Here is an 18,340-nt window from a genome sequence, read left to right on the forward strand (position 1 = left end):
TAAGATTTAGGCATCGAAGCTTTGTTTGGATCAAGGAGGCGCTATGGAGCGATTCCTGCTCGTCTATCGCGGCGCGCCAGACGGATCGGCCGAGGCCTGGCAGCATGCGCCGCAACGCTGGGCAAGCTGGTTCGATTCGCTGGGCGCCCGCTTGCTCGACCGCGGCAGCCTGACCCACGCCAGCGTCGACATCGACACCCGTCTCGCCGGCCCCAAATCGTCCAGCAGTTCACTGGCCGGTTACTCGGTGCTGGCGGCCGCCGATTTCAACGAGGCCGTTGCCCTGGCCGAACAGTGCCCGATCTTCGACGAACACGGCTCGCTCGAGATTGCGCACCTGGCAAATTGAGCGCCTGGGCCAAGGCTAGAACTTGATGCCGATCACGTTCATCAGCCGGTTCAGGTCTCCTTCTTCCTGCATGACTTCAGCCAGCACTTCCGGCAACGGCATGCGGCCCCAGCGCGCGGCACGACGCAACAGGAATGGCGTCGGGCTATGCGGCTCCACCGCCACCAGGTAGTCGGCCAGTGCATCGAGCGTGACATAGGCTTCGTTGCGATCGCGCCATTGGCCGACGACGATCGGGTCCAGCTTTGGCGGCGGCGCCGGCGCTGCTTCCGCTTGCACTGCTAGCGCCGATTCCTCTGCAGCCGGTGCCGCGCCCTCTTCCTCCTCTTTGCCGGGCTGGATCTGTTGCAGCACGCGCTGGACCGCTTCCAGCACGCTTTGCAGCTTGCCCAGCTTGGGCGCCTGGTCTTGCAGATGCGCGTGCAGCATGGCCGACAGCGAATGCAGGTAATCAAGGCTATGCGTTACAGCGGCAAGCGTGACGGCCAGCTCTGCCGCCTGCGCTGCGCCGGCGGCCAGGATATCGCCGCGCGTGGCCGCAGGCAGGCCGTCGCGTCCTGCGCTGGGCGTTTCTCGCGGCGTCGCCAGGCACTCCCACTCCGCCAGGGTGACCCGCGGCGGCTTGAAGCCATCGAGCGACAGCAATGGGGCCTGGACGCGGATGCTCACGCTCAGCGATTCGTTCAGCCATTCCAGGGGCGCCAGCCGTGCATCGCAATCTCCGTCGTCTTCGACCAGCGGATGCAGCGCCGGCCAATATGCGCGCAACAGCGCGTCGAGCAGGCGCAAGCCGTGCAACAGGCCGACGAAACCTCGCTGGCGCATCCAGGCTTCGGTCAGCCATGCGGCGAGCTGCAAGTCTTTCGAGCGCGTGGCCAACATGGCGCTGCAGCGCTGGGCAACCTGCTGCCACTGCGCGATCTTCAACGGACGCTCCCATTGGCCCATCGGCAGGCTCGGGTCGTCTTCTTCGCGCAGCAGGCGGATCTCGGTGAAGGCGGCATCGTCGCGCGCCGGCGGTCCGCACGGCGCGTCCTGCGACACAGGCGCCAGCAATTCGTCGAGCAATTGCTGTTCGGAGGCGCTGACCAGGAAATCGGGAATCGCTTTCATTGCTCTGCCTTTTGTGAAGTGCCGGCAAGGAGCTTGCCAAGCTGTTGTACCAGGAACTTGGCCGCCAGCGGCGAGGTGCTCTTGTGCAGGTCGACCACGGAGGCGCCGGGTGGAAAATAGATGCGCTCCGACAGCGCGACGAGGCGGCCGGTGTCGAAGCCTTCGTCCACCTCATGCAAGGCGATGACGGCGTGGTCGGAACCGTCATCCAGCAGTGCCTGGAAGGGGTTCGGCCCCGCATAGCCGGACGGCCAGCCATCGTCGATGCAGGGATGCAGGTTATAGAAGCCATGGCGGGGATAGCTGCGCAGCCGCGCATCGATGCGCTGGCCGAACGTGGCGGCAATGCACAGGTCCGGCCGCCATTCTTCTTCATACAGGCGGTAGAAAGCCTCGCATTTCACCCGCCCCTTGTAGACCGGCAGCCCATGCGCGCCGGCCAGTTGCTCCACCATCGCTTCCTCGCAAGCGCCATGCGGGTAAGCCCACACCCGCCGCGCTGGATTGACGAAGCTGGCCGCGGCGTCGTCGGTGGCGACGCCTGCAACCAGCACCTGGCGGCCCAGCGGGCCTTTGAGCAGTTCGCTCAGCACGTGGAAGCCGCGGTAGAAACTGCCGAATACCGCGATCCGGACCGGAGTGGTCATGTCCATGGCACGCTCACTCGCCCAGCGCCGCCTGCGCCGTGCGGCGCGGCGGCTCGGTGGTCCGCGCTGGTTCTTCCCACGCCGGCGCATGCGTCGGCCACGCCAGCGGCCAGGCCAGGGGCGCGCGCTTGCCGGGGGCGCTGACCAGCAGGCGCACGAACACGCGGGCGCGCGTGTCAGGTGCGGCCGGTTCGCTGTGCGCCAGCGGAAATTCGAACCGCAGCAAGGGTACGCGCCCGTCGCCGGCACTGGTGTCGGCGTCGCGGTAGGCGCCGATAAAGCTGAACAGGGCCCACGGATCGTCGAAGCGATAGCTGACGGTGCGTGCCTCCACCGTCATGTTCGGATGGCCGCCTTCCGCCTTCGGTTGCACCATGCCGTCGCGCGCGAAGCGCAAGGACAGCAGCACCGGCATGCCCGGCTCCCAGCGCAAGGCGCGCGGCGTTTCGCCCTGGCGCACCGTGCTGGCGCCAATGGCCAGGCTCCATTCGATGATCTTGTTGGCCTCCGCTTCCGCCGCGACGTTGACGCGGAACTGCGCCGTTACGTCAAGGCCGCCGGCCTGGCCTTCCTCGGCCGGGAACAGCGGCGCCAGCACGTCGCGCACGCGGCGCCATTGCAGGTCGGCCTGCCGCACGGCGGCGCTGGCAACCGGCCGCCCGGGCTCGCGCTCGGCCCGCGCAGCGGCGGCACGCACCCGTTCATACTGCCGCAGCGCAGCCCCCACCTCGTCGACGGCGGCAGCCGCCGTATCGCCGCTGCTGCCGGGCCAGGCCGCGAACGGCAGTCGCCTGCCGAGGTCGCGGTTGTAGCCCTCGGCAAAACGCTCCCATTCCGCCCTGTACTGATGGGCCGACAGCTCGCGGCAGCGGGCCAGCAGGCTGTCCTGCAGGCTGGCCAGGCGCTCGGCAAACAGGTCGGCGCCGCGCCGCGGCGTGCCGCGCCCTGCCAGCTTGTCCTGGCAATTGCCGGCGTCGATCTCGCTCCCGCCCAGCAGGATGAACTGTTCCAGCGCGATCAGGGAACTGGTCGGGCTCTTCAGGCGGTAGCGCCGCAGGTCGGCCGCGATGCCCTGCCAACGAGCAACCGCTGGCGCGCCCGCCGCCGTGGCGCCGGCCAGAGGCAGCACGCCCTCCACCTGCTTGCCCGCCACCTCGATGAATTCAAGCTGTTGCGCCACGTAGTCCGGCAGCGCGCCGGCGTCGCCGCCGGCAAAGGCATCGGCCAGCGCCCCCTTGCCGCCCTTCCACGACTGGAAATTGCGCTCGCGCGGCTGGAACACCTCGGCTGCGCTGAAATAGTCGTCCATGCGCTGCAGGCGGGTCAGCGCGTCGCGCGCCAGCGCCGCATCCAGTTCGGCCAGCGCAGGGCGCGCGCCCAGTTCTTCGAGGAAGGCCCGCACGCGCAGTGCCGCGGCGCGTTCGGCGTCGCTGGCGGCGCTGGGCAAGGCGGCCGGCGCAATGCTGGCCGCCTGCGCCAGGGCATGGTGGGTACTGTCGGCCAGCGCGAGGTCGACCAGCGCCGCGGCGGGCGGCTGCAAGGGGGCCGGCAAGTGCAGGTAGCTGCCGGCTTGGAAGGCCTTGCGTGCCTCAGCCATGCTGGCTGCGCGTTCGAGCTGGCCCTTGTCCCAGGCCAGGGTGGCGCCGGGCGGGACGTCGGGCAAGCGGGCCGGCGCGCCCTCTTTCATGTAAGGCTGCGCCAGCAGCGCCGTCACCGTCTCGTGCAGCAGTTTGCGCTCGGGCGTGAAGGCCCAGTGTCCCTCGGTCCAGGCCAGGCCGGTGCTACCGCCGTCGATCGCCAGCGGCGTTGCCAGCAGCCCGTCCCAGGCGGCCTTGAAGCGGGTGAAGCCCTGCGCCGCGCGCTCCTTGCTGTCGCGCGCGAGCGCAGGGCCCAGCAGTCCGTTGGCGGCAATGCGCGCCAGCAGCGCCTCGTGCGTGGCGCCCAGGTTGACCGTGCCTTCACGCATCCAGCCGCCCTTGGCTGTGGCCAGCATCGCCTTCTCGTCATCGAGCGCGCCGCGCAGGGCTGTCCATAGCTGCAGCTGACCCGCCAGTTCGGGCGAGCGCGGCGCGGTGTCGAGCAGGCCAGCCGTGCTGGCAGCAACTGCCTGTTCGGCGCGCAGCAAGCCATTGCCATCGAACAGGCGGCGATACAGCGCATGGCTGGCCAGTTGCAGCGTGCAGCGTGCGGCCTGCTGCATCGGCGCCAGGTCCAGGGCCGGCAACTGCTGCGCCGTGGCGCGGAACATCGCCGCCGTGCGTGGCGGCAGGCCTTGCAGTTGCACGCCCAGCAGCACGCGCACCGCCAGCGCCAGGTCGTCCCCCGTAGCCGGCGCCGCCCCCGGGTCCTGCAGGCGCCGCAAGGCTTGCAGCGCGCCGTCGAGCCGGTCGAGCTGGTCCAGGTATTGCAGCATGCCCAGGTATTGCGGCAAGTCTTCCAGGTTCAGTGCACGCGCCGATCCCGCAGCCTCGCTCCAGCGCGCCGGCAGGCTGCATTGCGCACCGGGGATCAACTGCCCCGCCGGGTCGCGCGGCACGCCGGTCAGGGCCGAGGCCTGCGCCAGCGCGGCGCGGCGCAGGGGCTCGAAAGCGTGCTGCGCAAAGTCCTGCGCCAGGCGCTGTTGCAGGCGGCCATGCAGCTTGTCGAAAAACGCCCAGGAACCTGGCATGAAGACCGAGGAGAAACGGCGCGCTCCCAGCTGTTCCAGGCTGCGCAAGGCGTCCACCGTGCGCTGCTGGCCTGCCTGGGGACTGGCGGCGTCGGCCGCGCTGTCCGCCAGCGACTGCCGCAGCAGGTAGTCGTGCGCAGCGCCGCCTTGCTGCGACAGCTGCACGGTGGCGACGGCCAGCCCGACGCCCCACGCGGCCGGCACCGCCCACAGCGCGAGCCGGCCGGCATGGCTCAACGCCGGGCGCCGCGGCCGGGAAGCGCCGCGCAACAAGCCCATTTCCGCGAAGATCTTGCGCTCGAAAATATCGCGCAGGAAGGCCGGCATGCCGTGGCCTGCCGGCGCTGCGCCTTGCTCCACCGCCGGCTTGGCCTGGCCCGCCGGCAAGGCGGCGCTGCAATCGCCGCTCAGGTAGATGCCGCGCAGCAGGAACGGCTCGTGGTAGGCGCTGGGGCGCATCAGCTCCCCGCAAAACAGCTTCAGGCCACTGCGCAGGCGTTCCAGCTGCGCCGGCAGCAGGAAATAGGCGGAACTGCCGCCATCGCTGCCCTCCAGCGCGCACAGTTCGGCGCAGGCATCGGCCACGCTGCCCGTCACCTGGTCCATCGCCGCGTCGACCCAGGCTTCGCGGAACGGTGCCACCACTTCATATGGCGCCGCCCATCCCAGCATGGATCGGCGCAGCGCCTCGGGCAAGGCGGCGGCGAAGCTGGCGAAACCGGCTACCTGCTCGCATTCGGTGATCACGATGTGCAACGGAAAACGCAGGGCCAGGCGGTTCTGCGCCAGCCACAGGCGGCGATGGATGGCCTTGGCGCGCGCCGCCAGTTCCTGCTGGCCTTGCGCATCCGAGGCCAGCAGGGCCGAACAAGGCAGGGCCAGCACGATGGCGTCGAACGGCCGTTGCGGGCGGTACTTGCGGCACAGGGCGATGAAGTCGTCCCAGATGCCGGTATTGGCCGCGCTGTCCGGGTCGGGCGAGCCGAGCTGGCTGGCCTGCAGTTGCGCCACCACGCCCTGATCGAAGAAGTGCCAGCCTACGCCGAGCGCCGCGGCGCTCTGGCTGCTGTCGGCGCTCAGGGCGCTGGGCAGTCCCGACTGCGCCAGCGGCAGGCCGGTGCCGCTGCCTTCGTCCAGCACCAGGGTCCAGCACAGCTTGTACCGTTCAGCGCGCGTGGCAAGATTGGCTTCGATCAGCTCCAGCGCGGTGCGGAACGACTGGCGCAGCGAATCTCTGGCCAGTTTCGGCGCCGCGGCAGCGGCGGCCGCGTCCTGGCCGGGGGCACGCAAGGCAGCGCTGACGACCACGGCCAGCAAGGCCAGCACCAGCAGCGTCACCAGGAGCAGGCTGACGATGGCCAGGTTATCGGACAGGAAGTTCAGCATGGCAGCCCCTTTGCCGGCCGAGCGCCCGACCAGGCCATGGCCGGCGCCGCCAGCGCCTCGCGCACCGGCCACGATTGCCACAGCCAGAGCACTTCGGAAAGACCGAGCAGGATCAGCAGGACCAGTCCGAGCACCAGGTAGCGCCGGCTCAGGCTTGCCAGGCGCCGCGTGCCGAGGTGGGCCAGCGTGCTGGCATATGGCTGGCCGCTCAGTACCGCGTCGCGCCCGCCCAGTCCCGGCGCGCGCTGGTAGGCAAACTGGAACAGCTCGCGGCGGTAGGCGGCCAGCGGCGCCAGGCTCGGTCCATCGCGATAGCTGCCCTGGAAGCCCAGCGCCAGGACATGCAGGAACATGCGCGCCTGGCTGCGCTGGGCCGGCTCCCGTTCGCGCAGCAACTGGTCGATGTCGGCAAACACCCGTTGGCCGGCCTGGCTGGTCTGGAACAGCACCGCCTCCAGCAGCACATGTTGCCAATGCTGGCGTCCGGCCCAGTCGGTATGCAGCAGGATCTCGTCGGCCAGTGCCGCCTTCAGGTAGCGTGCCTGCGCCGCGGCGTCGGCCCCGCTGCGGCCGGCCACGCGCCCCGCTTCGCGCGCCTGTTCCTCGACCAGCGCGCACAGGCGCTGGCTCAGGGCGTCGGCCCCGCTGCGGCCTTCGCCTTCAGCCAGGCGCACGGCGGCGGCCACCTCCTGCTGCAGCGCGCCAAAGAAGGCGCGCATCTGGGCCGAGGCAAAGTCGTCGCCGCCGGCACTGGTGTCGTAGCTGGTCATGATCAGTCTTTCACAAAGAGCACCACTTCGCGCGGGCGGCCGGCTTGCGAGTGCTCCAGCTGGTTGCTAAGCAGCAGGTCCTGTCCCGCCACGATGAACTGCGGCGCCGCTTCGATGGCAAACAGGCTCCAGCCGGCGCCGCCGCGCAGGCCCAGTTCGGGCGCGCCGTCGATCAGCCAGCGCGCCGCGCCGGGCACCCTGCGTTCGGCCAGCGAAGTCGATACCGTGCGCGAACCGATCACTGCGCGTTCCATCCAGTCCTGCAAGCCGCGCTCGTCCTGCCCGCGCAAGCCCACCACCAGGCGCGCACCCAGCCACGCTTCCTCGATCGGCAAGGCAAATACCCGCCCCTCGTCGCGGAAGGTGTGGCTGCGCCATTCCTGGCTCACTTCCCCGGCCAGGTCTTCCAGGTTGTCCAGCACCTGTTCGAAAGCGCCATGGCTGTCCGCATGCAGGTACACCGGCGGCGCCAGCGGCACCGCCCCGGGACGCAGCGCAGCCAGCGGCCCCAGTTGCGCGCACAGCGCCAGGTAGAGCGGCAGGGGCTGCACCTGCGGCGCGAAGACAGCTGCTTCCAACAGCGGCAAGTGCAGCGTCAGGCTGGCCAGGCGCGAGCGCAGTTCCAGCAAGGCCAGCCTCTCTTCCGGCAACGAAGAACCGGCTGCGCTCTGGCGTGCCAGGAACAGCGCCTTGCTGCGCATCTGCGCCGCAAGCGCCTTGGCACGTTCCAGCAGCGGCGCCTGCGGCGCCACCGTCAGCTGCGCCGGCCAGAACGGCGCGCGCCGCACCGCCTCGTTCTCGCGCATCAATTGCATCAGCTGCAGCGAGACGTAGGCGGCGCCCGGCGTCGTGCCGGCCATCAGCGCCAGGTTGGCCGCCATGCGCGGCACTTCTTCGGCCAGCGCCTCCGACACTTCGTCCTCGACCAGGCTGCCCGCGATGCGGCGGAACCGGGCCGGCTGGCCCACCAGCCGCAGCGAGCGCGCGCTGCCGACGGCCAGGTAGACCGGCAATGGCTGCTGTTCCATGCTGTTGCGATATTGAGCCAGGTCCAGCTCCAGCGCATGGCCCTGGGCCAGCGCCGCGTCGTAGTGCACCGCCATGCCGTCCGGCAGGATGGCCTCGATGGCGGTAATGCGCAGCAGGCCGTTGCCTAGCAGCGCTTCGTCGACTTCCAGCCGCCGCACGCCCCAGGCGGCCGGCTGGCCGGCCAGGGTTTGCCAGCCCACCAGCGCGTCGACGCGCGCACTCTCCTGCTGGAAATGCTGGGGCGCCAGGAGCATTCCTTCATGCCACTGGATATGTTCGGACAAGCGTGCTTCGGCCATGGCGGCTCCTTCTTTCAGTGGGCGGCGCCGGGCCGGATGTCGCTCGCGACAAAGCCCTGGGCGTTCAGTTGCAGGACATAGCCGCCGCGTTCGAGCAGCAGCCGTGCGCGGTGTTCGCCCGGCGCCGCATAGTTGGCGAAGGCCAGCGCGGCCCAGGCCCGTTCCGCGCCGAAGCGCTTCGGCTCGAGCTGGATGACTTGGCCCGGCGTGATTTCCACCGCCAGCACGGTCAGCGCTTCGGGAAAGGTGCGCTGCAGGTCGGCGCGCATTGCGAAGTAGCGCGCGGCCGGCATGGCGGCCAGTGTATCGAGCACGCCCTTGTCCTTGACCAGCACCACGTCGACCGCCAGCGCGCTATTGCCATTGGCATTGTCGGCGGCGGCCAGGGCCAGCGTCTGCCAGCGCGGCGCTTGCGGACGCGGGCCGCCGGCCAGGCTGGCCAGCGTGCCGCAGGCGGCCAGCACGCCGGCCGCCAATAACGCCGCCAGCAGGTGGGCGGCAGGATTCGCGTATCTCATGGCATCTCCTAAAAAGTGGCCAGCAGGTGCTTGCGCAGGCCGGCCCCGAGCCCGGCGCAAAAGACCAGCAGCAAGGTGCCGCCCAACAGCAGCAGGCTCAGTACCGCCTGCCGCCGCCCCAGCACCAGCACCACGGACGCCCCTTGCACGCTGTCGCGCGCCGTTGCCGCCGGCAAGCGTCCCGGCTCGGCAGACAGGGCCACCAGGGCTGCCGCGGCAAGGTAGGACACCAGGCTGCGGGTGCCTTCGCACAGCACTTCAACTGCCACCAGGACGGGCAACAGGGCATCCAGCGGCAGCCCGAAGCGCGCCTGCAGCACGCCGGACCACAGCGCGGCCTTGGCGCCCGGCAGGCCGCTGGTGGCCAGCGTGAACCAGCAGGACAACAGGGCCAATAGCACAAGGTCCTGCAAGGCCAGGGCATGGCCGTAGATATTGGCCGCGTAGACAGCCAGCACCGCATGGAACAGCGCTTCGCCGCTGCGCGCGAACACCGGAAATGCGGAAGCCAGCAATTCCACCGTGCCGCGCGGGAAGCCGAGCCGTACGCTGAGCGCTTCGATGAATTCCGGCAGCGCGGCCGTGCCTACCGGCGAGAACAGGCACACTGTCAGCGGCATGCGCAATGCCGTCAGCACCGGCGCCGGCGCCGACTTGAGCCGCCAGCACAGGGCCGCCAGCGCCAGGCCCGATGCCAGCAGCGCCGCCACGGCCCAGCTTCCAAGGAAGCCGCCCAGCAGGCTGATTTCCGTGCCGGCGGCGCCAACTGCGGCCGCCGCCAGCACGAAGGCGATCAGCGGCAGGCCGGTATTGACTAGTCCGATCACCCCTTCCAGGCCGCGGTAGACTGCCTCAAGGATGCTGCCAAGTTGCGCCGCCCTCTCCACTTTCTGTGCGGCGACCGCGGCGCCGAACAGGATCACGCCCACCAGCACCGAAGGCACGGCGCCGGCCGCCAGGGCGGCATACAGGTTGGCCGGCACCAGGTCGGGCGCCGCCGGCATGGCCGCCGGCGGCGCATCGCCGCGCAGGCTGATCGGCGCCCCGATCTCAGCACGCGCTGTCAGGCGGCCCAGCGCCGCCGCCTGGTCCGGGGCCATGCCGGCGCCACCGGCCGCGGCGCTGGTCAGCAGGGCTCCCGCCAGCGCACAGGCGAGCATGCCGGCCAGCCCCGCCGCCAGCAGCCAGGCAAGGCGCCCCCAAGGCGCCCCGCCGGCAACGCTGCGCTGCAGGCCGAAGTACACCGCCAAGGCCAGGAACGGCAGCGTGGCAGCCTGCACCAGCGACAGGTAGAGTGCCGCCAGCGCCGCAAACAGCGGGCTGGCGGCGGGCCAGGCCAGCCCGCACCACGCTCCCAGCAGCATGGCTGCCAGCAAGGCCGCTGGCTGGTGCAGGATGGCGTGCAGTGCTTTCATGGCATGTCCCTCACAAGCCGAGCGGCCGAGCGCAGATCAGCGACACAGCAGCGCAGCCCACCAGCACGCTGACTGCGGTACGCGCCATCGCGCACAGCGGATCGACCGCAACAAAAAGCACGAAAGCTGCTTCGAACGGCAGCGAGAAGTACGCGCAGACCGTGCCCATCAGCGCTACCGTCGCCACCCCGCCCATGCCGGACGAAGCGAAGCCGGTCAGCGCCGCCACCGCTGCCAGCAGCACCAGTTCTCCCGGCCCGAGCGTACGCCCGTACAGGGCCGCGATGAACATGGTGCCGCTGACGAAATAGACGACCGGGCCGGCGCGCAGCAGGGCCGTGCACAGCGGCACCAGCAATTCCACGCGGGCCCGCGCAAAGCCCAGGCGGCCCGCCAGCGCCTCCACCATCGCCGGCATGCAGGCGGCGCTGTTGTTGGTTGCCACGCCAAGCGCAAACGGTTCGCGCATGGCCTTCAACACCGGTTTCAGCTCGCCGCCTGCGCGCTGGCGCAGCAACAGCACGGCCAGGCAGATCACCAGGGCGCTGACGAACAGGAAGCCCAGCACATAGCCGGCCATTGCCGCCATCGCAACGACGCCGGTATGCGCCACCTGGCCGGCTGTCATGCATACCACGACCAGCGGCAGCGGCAGGTTGATCCAGCGCGTCAGGGTCTGGCAGGCTTCGTACACGGATTGCAGCGCCTGTTGCAGGCCGCCGGCGATGCGCTCCGGAACCTGTCCGACCGATACCCCGAACAACAACGCAAAAACCAGCACTTTCAGGGTTTCGCCTTCGGCCAGGGCCGCGAAGATATTCGAGGGCACCAGCCGCCGTACGATGTCCTGCGCCGTCGCCGCCGGCGGCGCGACATCCGCCTGGTGCAAGGCCATGGCGGTATTGGTCTGGTCAGCATCGCCGCCAACCAGCTGGCCCAGCTCCTGCCTTGTGGCGTCCGACAGGTTCTCGCCCGGGTGCAGCACCAGCGTGCCGGCAGTAGCCAGCACGGCGGCCGCCAGTGCCAGCAGCACGAACACCAGCACCACGCGCCGCGCAATCCTGCCGGTGCCGCCTTCGCGGTACAGGGTCTGCAGGCTCAGCACCACGGCCGACATCATGAACGGCAGCACCACCATGGTCAGCAGGTTGACGTAGACGCTGCCGACTACCGCCAGGCGCAGGCCGGCCGCCGGAGCGGCCCAGCCAATCGCCCCTCCCAGCAGCACGCAGGCCAGGACCACCAAAGGATTGATGGCCAGGGACTGCACGCGCCGCCAGGCAGCTGCGGGCAGCGGGCCGGCAAGCTGGGCCAGTGCGCTCATGGCTTGATCCTCCTGTCGCCGGGAGGGCGCCTGCCGGCGCGCGATGCAATCACCTCATTGACGAACGCCAGCAAGGTGCCGTCGCGCACGCCCACCATCACGCTCAGCGCCGTTTGCGCATCGGTGAATGTCACCGTGCGCAGGCTGAGCGCCAGGCGCGGGTCCTGCTCCAGCACCTCGCGCACTGCCAGCTCGTCGCGATAGGCGGCCAGCACTTCGCCGCGGCGCACCGCATCGACCAGCGCCTGCCAGGTGGGATACGGTTGCAAGCGGGCCGCCGGGAAGTCGCGCCGGGCGAACTCCACCCACGATGTGTTGGCCATCACGCCCAACGGTCCTTCGAAGTTGCGCATGGCTTCCTTCAACGGCTGCTTGCCGTATTTTTCGGCGAAGCGTACACGGTGGATCAGCATGGCGTGGCCCAGCACCAGGTAGGGCGTCGAAAACAGCACCATCTGGCTGCGCCGCAAGGTGCGCCCGAGGCGGCTGATGCCCAGGTCGGCCTGGCCGTTGCCGACCATTTCCACCACTGCATCGACGCTGCTGGAACTGCGGTCGAAGCGTAGCGTCACGCCCAGTTCCCCGGCAATCGCCTGCGCCAGCTCGATGTCGATCCCGCTCATCACGCCGTCCTTCTGCACGTAGAACGGCGGGCTGTCGACCTGGTACATGGCGATCACCAGCTCGCCACGCTCGACAATGCGGGCGATATCGGGCGCCAGCAGGCGGCCATCGGCCGTGCGCACCAGCGGTGAGGCCGGCGGCAGCGCAGCACTGGTGGTTGCCGCCGCCGATATTGCCGGCGCGGACATCAGGCCCATGGCCAGCAGCACCGGGCATGCCAGGCGTGCCAGGCGGGCGTTCATGGCGCCTCCTGCGCGACCGGGGCCGGCGGCGCGGCCACGGCCGGGGCGGCGGATTGCGGCGTCGCTGCCAGGACTTGCGGCGCACGTGCGCCCTTCTCCTCCATGCGCACGCCGACCTGGAAGCCCAGCGCAAACATCAGCACCAGCAAGGCCACGACGCCGCATGATCCAACTGCCAGCAAGCGGGGTGTCAGGCTCAATCGGTATTCCATCTTCGCACCTGTCTGTCCGTATCCGGGTTCAGGGCACGGACACCGTGGCCTGTCCCGGCACGCATACTTCGATCACGCCGCCGGCCATGCACATCAGCTTGGAGGCATTGTTCAGCGCCGGCAGCTTGCCCAGCAGGACTGTCGGCGAGCCGGGCATCCACGGCGCGCTGGTCATCGGCACGCAAGGCATCGGCGTCAGCACGCCCAGTGCCGCAGCCGTCGCCGCCGCCACTTGCGGATTGCCCAGCGAAGTGCACATGCCGAACGGCAGGATGTTCACCATCGGCTTGCAATCCATGACATTCGCATCGGGCATCGTCGACACGACCTGGCTGGCCGGCGGCACCATCAGCGTGCCGGGCGCCAATCCGAACGAGCATTTGAGCATCGCTCCAGCGCATACTTGTTGTCCCATCAGTCACCCCTCAGTAGTCGTTTGATTCGTTCCATCAGGGCCGGCGCCGCTTCGGCATTGCCCAGCCGCCCACCCTGCGCATTGAAGCGCACCGGCGGCCCCACCGGCACGCCGTCGCGATACAGCACTTCCTCCATCAGCGCCCCGTTGGGCCAGTAGCGGCGCAGCGAACCATGCAGCAGGTTGGCCCGGTAGCTGCAGCGCTGCACCACTTGCCCTTCCGCGTCCAGGTCGACCGACTCGCCCTCCAGCAAGCCGCTGCGGTACACCGAGTTGCGCACCTGCCGGCCTTCGTGGAAGAAAGCAGCCGGCCCTTCGATCTGGCCCGACTCCAGCGACAGGCGCGCCGTGACCTGGCCTGCCTCGTCATAGGACAGCGCAGGCCCGCTGGCGACGCCTTCGGCCATGGTTTGCGCCATCACCCGCCGGCCGTGCACATAGGTCTCCACCAGGCCATGCGCCAGCCCGCGCTGGAAGGCACTGCGTTGCACCAGGGCGCCGTCGGCGTCGTACAGCGTCATCGGCCCATGCAGCTTGCCGTGCTCGAAATGGGCCTGCATCGCCAGCTGGCCGCCGGGCCAGAACTGCTCCAGCGGGCCATGCAGGACGCCGCTGGCCATGGCGCTGCGCAGCAGTATGTTGCCGTCGGCGTCGCGCTCCTCGACTACCGTAGGCACTGCGCTATCGCCGGCGGTTTGCAGTGGGGATTCCATTCAATTCACCTTCGCCATGGCGCCCTTGAGCGTCAACACCGCCCCCGCCTCCACCGTCTGGGTGGCATCGGCCTTGCTGTTGATGATGGGGGCCTTGTGGTCGATCTGCAGGCCGGCCTGCAACTGCAGCGCCTTGCCTGCCTTGCACCCCAGGTCGGTGCCTGCCTCGCATTGCAGCGCGGTACCGGCCTTGTTGCTCAACTCCGTGCCAGCCTTGGCCGACAGCGCTTTTGCCGCCTCCAGCGCCAGGCTGTCTTCCGACACCAGCTTGATGCCGCCTTTGACGGAAATGGTCAGGCTGCCGTCGATCGTCAGCTGGTAATCGCCCTTGACCGTATGGGTGAACGCGGCCTCGTTGGCGTGGGTTTCGGCTCCCGTCACGGCCAGTTCGCGGCTGCCGGCCACCTGGTGCACTTCCTTGCCCTTTTTCAGGACGATGGTACGGTCGCCCTCTTCCAGCGTATGCAGTTCCGCGCCCTTCTTTACCGTCGTGGCCAGGGCGTTCTCGATCTCCACCGCCATATCCTTCTGCGCATGCATGTAGAGCTGCTCGGCGTCCTTCTTGTCTTCGAACCGCAGTTCGTTGCCGGCCTTGCCCTGCTTCGACGACAAGGTGCGCAAGATGGACTGGGTCTGGTTTGCCGGCAGTGTTGCCGGCGGCACGTTGTTGCCGTTGTAGACGCTGCCCGTCACCAGCGGCCGGTCCGGGTCGCCGTTCACGTAGCTGATCACCACTTCATGCCCGATGCGGGGCAGGAAGAATGCGCCAACGCCCTTGCCCGCCGCGGCCTGCGCCACGCGGATCCATGGCGCCCGCTTGTCGTCGGCGGCCGCGCGGTCCCACGGGAAGCGCACTTTCACGCGGCCGTGCCTGTCGGTCCAGATCTCTTCCCCCGAAGGCCCCACCACCATGGCCGTTTCGCAGCCGGCCACACGGGGAAGCGGCGCCCGGCGCGGGGGACGGAAAGGCACGGCGCCGGGAAACGCTTCGAAAGCGTTGCTGTATACGTCGTCACGCACCGTATGCCGGACCCTGCGCAGCACGAAATCGGCATTCAGCGCGGAGACGAAATGCCCGGCCAGCGTGAAGCGCGTTCCAGCGCAGAAGGGATAGCAGAAGCTGTCTCCGTGCAGCACTTCCGACGCGCACTGGCTCTCCTCCACCTGCAACTGGGCCAACGCCCGGCCGGCGTCCACCGTGCCATGGCCGGTGGCGAATTCATAACTCGCGCCGATGCCCGCCGTTGCCTGGAAACTGCCCTCGAGCGAGGTGTCAGGGGTGACGAAGTCATAATCGCTGACGGTCGCCTGCTGCAGCACGATCCGGTGCTCATGTGCGAAACGCGAGACGGCATCGACCGGTCGCAGCATGCCCGTTTCGGGCCAGAAGCGAACCTTCGCAGCACCGGCGCAGTCGGCAAACTGGCTCGATGCATCGGCCAGCACCATGGTGTGCCCGCTGGCGGCAAAGGTAAAGAAGTAGCAGATGCCTGCCTGTTCCATCAGCCGTGAAATGAAGTCGAAGGCGGTTTCGTCGTATTGCACACAGTATTCGCGGCTGGCATAGCTCTTGCCGAGCCGGGACTCGAAGGCCACGCCGAATCCACCTAGTACGTCCTTGATGATCGCGTCCACGCCCAGATTGGAAAAGATCTTGCGGTCGCGCGAGAGGGTCAGCTTCCACAGCGCCGGCACCAGCTCTGCTTCATAGAGCGCGAAATCCTCATCCTCGCCGCTTTGCACGAAACGCATCACCATCCCGCTGATGTAGCGTGTGCCGCCAGGGCCGCCGATCCTGACCGTCATTTCCTTGCCGACGGCGGCGGCCGCGCGCAGGCTGGTGCTGGCGGAACGCATATGCAGGGTAAACCCGAACAGCTCGGACAAGCCTTCGCTACCAGCCAGGCTATCGAGCAGCAGGTCGTCGGCGCCAAAGGGCGAGGTCAGTTGCATCAGGCCGCCGGCCTGTTTGAAGCCGGTTTTCATGCCGCCCTCCCGATCGGACTGTCACGGAAACTATAGGAAAACTGCGTGCCCGCCACCGACATGTGCACGGCCGAGAATGCCGAAGCGGTGGCGATCCGTTCCAGCACCTGGCTGGCCAATTGCGGCAACACGGTCTGGGTCAGGATGAAATCGATATTGCGCGCGCCGCTGTCGACTTCCGTGCAGCGCGCCGCAATCGCGGTCGTCACCGCATCGTCCCAGCTGAAACGGGCGCGATGGTGGGCGGTAAAGCGTTCGGCCAGCCTGGCCAGCTTCATGTCGACGATCATCCCGATGCCGGCGTCGTCCAGCGGATAGTAGGGCACCAGCACGACTCGGCCAAGGAAGGCAGGGCTGAACTGGCGCAGCAGGGCCGGCCGCAGCAACTCCACCAGGACGGCAGGATCCGGCACTGCACCGTTGTGGCAGGCACCGGTAATCACATCCTGTGCGGCATTCGACGTGAGCAGGATCATGCAGTGCCTGAAATCGATCGCGACGCCCTCGCCGTCCTCCATGGTGCCCTTGTCGAAAACCTGGAAGAACAGTTCGAGCACATCCGGGTGGGCCTTTTCCATCTCGTCCAGCAGGACCACGCTGTAGGGCCGGCGCCGCACGGCCTCGGTCAGCACGCCTCCCTTGCCGTAGCCCACATAGCCGGGCGGCGCGCCCTTCAGGCTGGAGATGGTGTGGGCCTCCTGGAATTCAGACATGTTGATCGTGATCATATTGCGCTCGCCGCCATACAGGATGTCGGCCAGCGCACAGGCGGTTTCGGTCTTGCCCACCCCACTCGGGCCTACCAGCATGAACACGCCGGCCGGCTTGCCCGGATCGTCAAGTTCGGCGCGCAGGGTACGCACCCGGCGCGCGATGGTGTCCAGCGCCTGGTCCTGCCCGACGATGCGCTCGCACAGGCGCTCGTTCAGCTCCAGTACCGTATGCACCTCGTCGGCCAGCATTTTCCCGACCGGGATGCCGGTCCAGCCGGCGATCACTCCCGCCACCATGGCCGAATCGACGCACACGGGCACCAGCGGTTCATCGTCGCGTATCGCTTCCAGGCCTTTCTGCAGGCGCTGCAACTGGGCGGCCTGGGCCTGCTGTTCTTCGTCACCGGCGTTGCCGGCATCGGCGCGAGCCGCGATCTCGCGCCGCAACGCCAGGATTTCCTCCACGGCGCGGCGCTCCTCAGACACCTTGGCCACCAGGCTCGCGTGACGGGCAGCCAGGCGTTCCAGGGCGCCCGCCAGCTGCGCCGCTTCGGCGGCATCGCCCTCGCCACGCCCTAGCTGCTGGCGCGCCAGGCGCAGCCCCTCCTGCGCCAGCACCATCTCGTGCTCAAGCGCCTCCAGCGCGGGCGGCGTCCCGGCCTGCGCGATGGCGACACGGGCGCAGGCCGTATCCAGTACGCTGATCGCCTTGTCCGGCAGTTGGCGCCCTGCGATGTAGCGCTGCGACAGGCGCACCGCATCGCGCACAGCCTCGTCCAGGATCTCCACCTGGTGGTGCCGCTGCAACGTTCCTACCATGCCGCGCAACATGCCGATTGCCGCCTCCGGCGCCGGTTCATCCACCTTCACTACCTGGAAGCGCCGCGCCAGCGCAGGGTCGCGCTCGACGTGTTTCTTGTATTCGGCCCAGGTAGTTGCCGCAATCGTGCGCAACTCCCCTCGCGCCAGGGCCGGCTTGAGCAGGTTGGCGGCATCGCCCTGCCCTTCGCTGCCACCGGCGCCGATCAGCTGGTGCGCCTCGTCGATGAACAGGATCACCGGAACGGCAGCGGCACGCACCTCGGCAATCACCGATTTCAAGCGCTGCTCGAATTCGCCGCGCACCCCGGCGCCGGCCTGCAACAGCGCAAGGTCCAGCGCGCACACGCGCACGTCCGCCAGCGCGGCCGGCACGTTGCCGTGAGCGACGCGCTGGGCAAAACCTTCCACCACGGCCGTCTTGCCGACGCCGGCCTCCCCGGTGAGGATGGGATTATTCTGGCGCCGGCGCAGCAGTACATCGATAAGCTGGCGGATTTCCTCGTTACGGCCGCGTACCGGGTCGATGCGCCCGGCGCGCGCCAACGCCGTCATGTCGACCGTGTACTGCTCCAGGGCCGGCGTCGAGCCGCCCGCCTGCGCTCCTCCGCGCCGCACTTCGGCGCCGGCGCTGCCGCCCAGCAGCGAAGCCAGCTCGTTTTTCAGCCGCTCACGCGGGATCTCGAGCAGGGCCGGAGCGGTCTCGATCAGCATGCCGCGCATGCTGTCCAGATCCAGCATGGCAAGGAGCACAGCACCGGAGCGGATTTGCTGCGCCCCCAGCAGCATTGAACCGGTCAGCCAGGCTTCGCGGAACAGGGCAGCGAAATGGGGCGACAATGCTGGCGTGCGACCGTTGCCGCGCTTGAAGCCATCCAGGCAATCCTGCACCTGTCGCCGCACCGCATCGGCCTTCACGCCATAGTGATTCAGCAGCAGCATCAGTTCGGAGGCGGCGCCATCGATCAGCGCTATCAGGAAGTGCTCCACCTCGACGTTGAAATGGGTTTGCTGGACACACAGTTCAGCGCCAGCGTCCATGGCCCGCCGGCATTCCGGGTCAAGGCGCGACAGCAGGCTGCGGATATCGACTTCCAT

The 18,340-nt window shown here is 68.7% G+C and carries 15 protein-coding genes; 1 reads left to right on the forward strand and 14 read right to left on the reverse strand.

Features of this window, described 5'->3' with window-relative positions; all coding sequences use genetic code 11:
• Positions 1 to 43 precede the first annotated feature (43 nt).
• Complete coding sequence (locus tag ACN9MZ_RS16785; RefSeq protein WP_426161767.1) at positions 44 to 349, forward strand: hypothetical protein; 306 nt, start codon at positions 44 to 46, stop codon at positions 347 to 349.
• Positions 350 to 364: 15 nt separating this feature from the next.
• On the opposite strand, the gene tssA is transcribed toward ACN9MZ_RS16785, so the two are convergent.
• Genes tssA through tssH form a run of 14 tightly spaced genes read right to left on the reverse strand, consistent with a single transcriptional unit; the run spans position 365 to position 18,340 of the window.
• Complete coding sequence (gene tssA, locus ACN9MZ_RS16790) at positions 365 to 1,462, reverse strand: type VI secretion system protein TssA (RefSeq protein ID WP_426338119.1); 1,098 nt, start codon at positions 1,460 to 1,462, stop codon at positions 365 to 367.
• Complete coding sequence (locus ACN9MZ_RS16795) at positions 1,459 to 2,115, reverse strand: formyltransferase family protein (RefSeq protein WP_426338120.1); 657 nt, start codon at positions 2,113 to 2,115, stop codon at positions 1,459 to 1,461. Before ACN9MZ_RS16795 ends, tssA begins: the two co-directional genes overlap by 4 nt.
• A gap of 7 nt (positions 2,116 to 2,122) precedes the next feature.
• Positions 2,123 to 6,235, reverse strand: coding sequence for a type VI secretion protein IcmF/TssM N-terminal domain-containing protein (locus ACN9MZ_RS16800; protein WP_426338121.1), 4,113 nt, complete (start codon positions 6,233 to 6,235; stop codon positions 2,123 to 2,125).
• Positions 6,157 to 6,933: a DotU family type IV/VI secretion system protein gene (locus ACN9MZ_RS16805; RefSeq protein ID WP_426338122.1), complete on the reverse strand. Its 777-nt coding sequence runs from the start codon at positions 6,931 to 6,933 to the stop codon at positions 6,157 to 6,159. The genes ACN9MZ_RS16800 and ACN9MZ_RS16805 overlap by 79 nt, the downstream gene beginning before the upstream one ends.
• Before the next feature lie 2 nt (positions 6,934 to 6,935).
• Positions 6,936 to 8,261 carry a type VI secretion system baseplate subunit TssK gene (gene tssK / locus ACN9MZ_RS16810; protein ID WP_426338123.1) on the reverse strand — a complete coding sequence of 442 codons (1,326 nt, stop codon included), beginning with the start codon at positions 8,259 to 8,261 and terminating at the stop codon, positions 6,936 to 6,938.
• A gap of 14 nt (positions 8,262 to 8,275) precedes the next feature.
• Positions 8,276 to 8,779 (reverse strand): hypothetical protein, encoded by a 504-nt coding sequence (locus ACN9MZ_RS16815; RefSeq protein ID WP_426338124.1) that lies wholly within the window; start codon positions 8,777 to 8,779, stop codon positions 8,276 to 8,278.
• Between the two features lie 8 nt (positions 8,780 to 8,787).
• Entirely contained in the window at positions 8,788 to 10,194 is a 1,407-nt protein-coding gene (locus ACN9MZ_RS16820; protein WP_426338125.1) for a cation:dicarboxylate symporter family transporter, read from the reverse strand.
• A 10-nt stretch (positions 10,195 to 10,204) separates the two neighbouring features.
• Complete coding sequence (locus ACN9MZ_RS16825) at positions 10,205 to 11,518, reverse strand: dicarboxylate/amino acid:cation symporter (RefSeq protein WP_426338126.1); 1,314 nt, start codon at positions 11,516 to 11,518, stop codon at positions 10,205 to 10,207.
• A complete protein-coding gene (locus tag ACN9MZ_RS16830; protein WP_426338127.1) occupies positions 11,515 to 12,384 on the reverse strand; it encodes a substrate-binding periplasmic protein in 870 nt (289 codons plus the stop codon). Before ACN9MZ_RS16830 ends, ACN9MZ_RS16825 begins: the two co-directional genes overlap by 4 nt.
• Entirely contained in the window at positions 12,381 to 12,584 is a 204-nt protein-coding gene (locus ACN9MZ_RS16835; RefSeq protein WP_426338128.1) for a hypothetical protein, read from the reverse strand. The genes ACN9MZ_RS16830 and ACN9MZ_RS16835 overlap by 4 nt, the downstream gene beginning before the upstream one ends.
• 40 nt (positions 12,585 to 12,624) lie before the next feature.
• On the reverse strand, positions 12,625 to 13,011 hold the full coding sequence (locus tag ACN9MZ_RS16840) for a DUF4280 domain-containing protein (RefSeq protein ID WP_426161778.1): 387 nt from the start codon (positions 13,009 to 13,011) through the stop codon (positions 12,625 to 12,627).
• Positions 13,011 to 13,724: a toxin-antitoxin system YwqK family antitoxin gene (locus tag ACN9MZ_RS16845; RefSeq protein ID WP_426338129.1), complete on the reverse strand. Its 714-nt coding sequence runs from the start codon at positions 13,722 to 13,724 to the stop codon at positions 13,011 to 13,013. Before ACN9MZ_RS16845 ends, ACN9MZ_RS16840 begins: the two co-directional genes overlap by 1 nt.
• A complete protein-coding gene (locus tag ACN9MZ_RS16850; protein ID WP_426338130.1) occupies positions 13,725 to 15,710 on the reverse strand; it encodes a type VI secretion system Vgr family protein in 1,986 nt (661 codons plus the stop codon).
• On the reverse strand, positions 15,707 to 18,340 hold the full coding sequence (tssH, locus tag ACN9MZ_RS16855; RefSeq protein WP_426338131.1) for a type VI secretion system ATPase TssH: 2,634 nt from the start codon (positions 18,338 to 18,340) through the stop codon (positions 15,707 to 15,709). Before tssH ends, ACN9MZ_RS16850 begins: the two co-directional genes overlap by 4 nt.

Source organism: Pseudoduganella sp. S-14 (genome assembly GCF_049913285.1).
GTDB lineage: Bacteria > Pseudomonadota > Gammaproteobacteria > Burkholderiales > Burkholderiaceae_D > Rugamonas.

Bases quoted from the DNA above. Each gene is read 5' to 3' on its own strand.
- ACN9MZ_RS16785 (WP_426161767.1), top strand. From the start codon at position 44: ATGGAGCGATTCCTGCTCGTCTATCGCGGCGCGCCAGACGGATCGGCC.
- tssA (WP_426338119.1), bottom strand. From the start codon at position 1,462: ATGAAAGCGATTCCCGATTTCCTGGTCAGCGCCTCCGAACAGCAATTG.
- ACN9MZ_RS16795 (WP_426338120.1), bottom strand. From the start codon at position 2,115: ATGGACATGACCACTCCGGTCCGGATCGCGGTATTCGGCAGTTTCTAC.
- ACN9MZ_RS16805 (WP_426338122.1), bottom strand. From the start codon at position 6,933: ATGACCAGCTACGACACCAGTGCCGGCGGCGACGACTTTGCCTCGGCC.
- tssK (WP_426338123.1), bottom strand. From the start codon at position 8,261: ATGGCCGAAGCACGCTTGTCCGAACATATCCAGTGGCATGAAGGAATG.
- ACN9MZ_RS16815 (WP_426338124.1), bottom strand. From the start codon at position 8,779: ATGAGATACGCGAATCCTGCCGCCCACCTGCTGGCGGCGTTATTGGCG.
- ACN9MZ_RS16820 (WP_426338125.1), bottom strand. From the start codon at position 10,194: ATGAAAGCACTGCACGCCATCCTGCACCAGCCAGCGGCCTTGCTGGCA.
- ACN9MZ_RS16825 (WP_426338126.1), bottom strand. From the start codon at position 11,518: ATGAGCGCACTGGCCCAGCTTGCCGGCCCGCTGCCCGCAGCTGCCTGG.
- ACN9MZ_RS16830 (WP_426338127.1), bottom strand. From the start codon at position 12,384: ATGAACGCCCGCCTGGCACGCCTGGCATGCCCGGTGCTGCTGGCCATG.
- ACN9MZ_RS16840 (WP_426161778.1), bottom strand. From the start codon at position 13,011: ATGGGACAACAAGTATGCGCTGGAGCGATGCTCAAATGCTCGTTCGGA.
- ACN9MZ_RS16845 (WP_426338129.1), bottom strand. From the start codon at position 13,724: ATGGAATCCCCACTGCAAACCGCCGGCGATAGCGCAGTGCCTACGGTA.
- ACN9MZ_RS16850 (WP_426338130.1), bottom strand. From the start codon at position 15,710: ATGAAAACCGGCTTCAAACAGGCCGGCGGCCTGATGCAACTGACCTCG.
- tssH (WP_426338131.1), bottom strand. From the start codon at position 18,340: ATGGAAGTCGATATCCGCAGCCTGCTGTCGCGCCTTGACCCGGAATGC.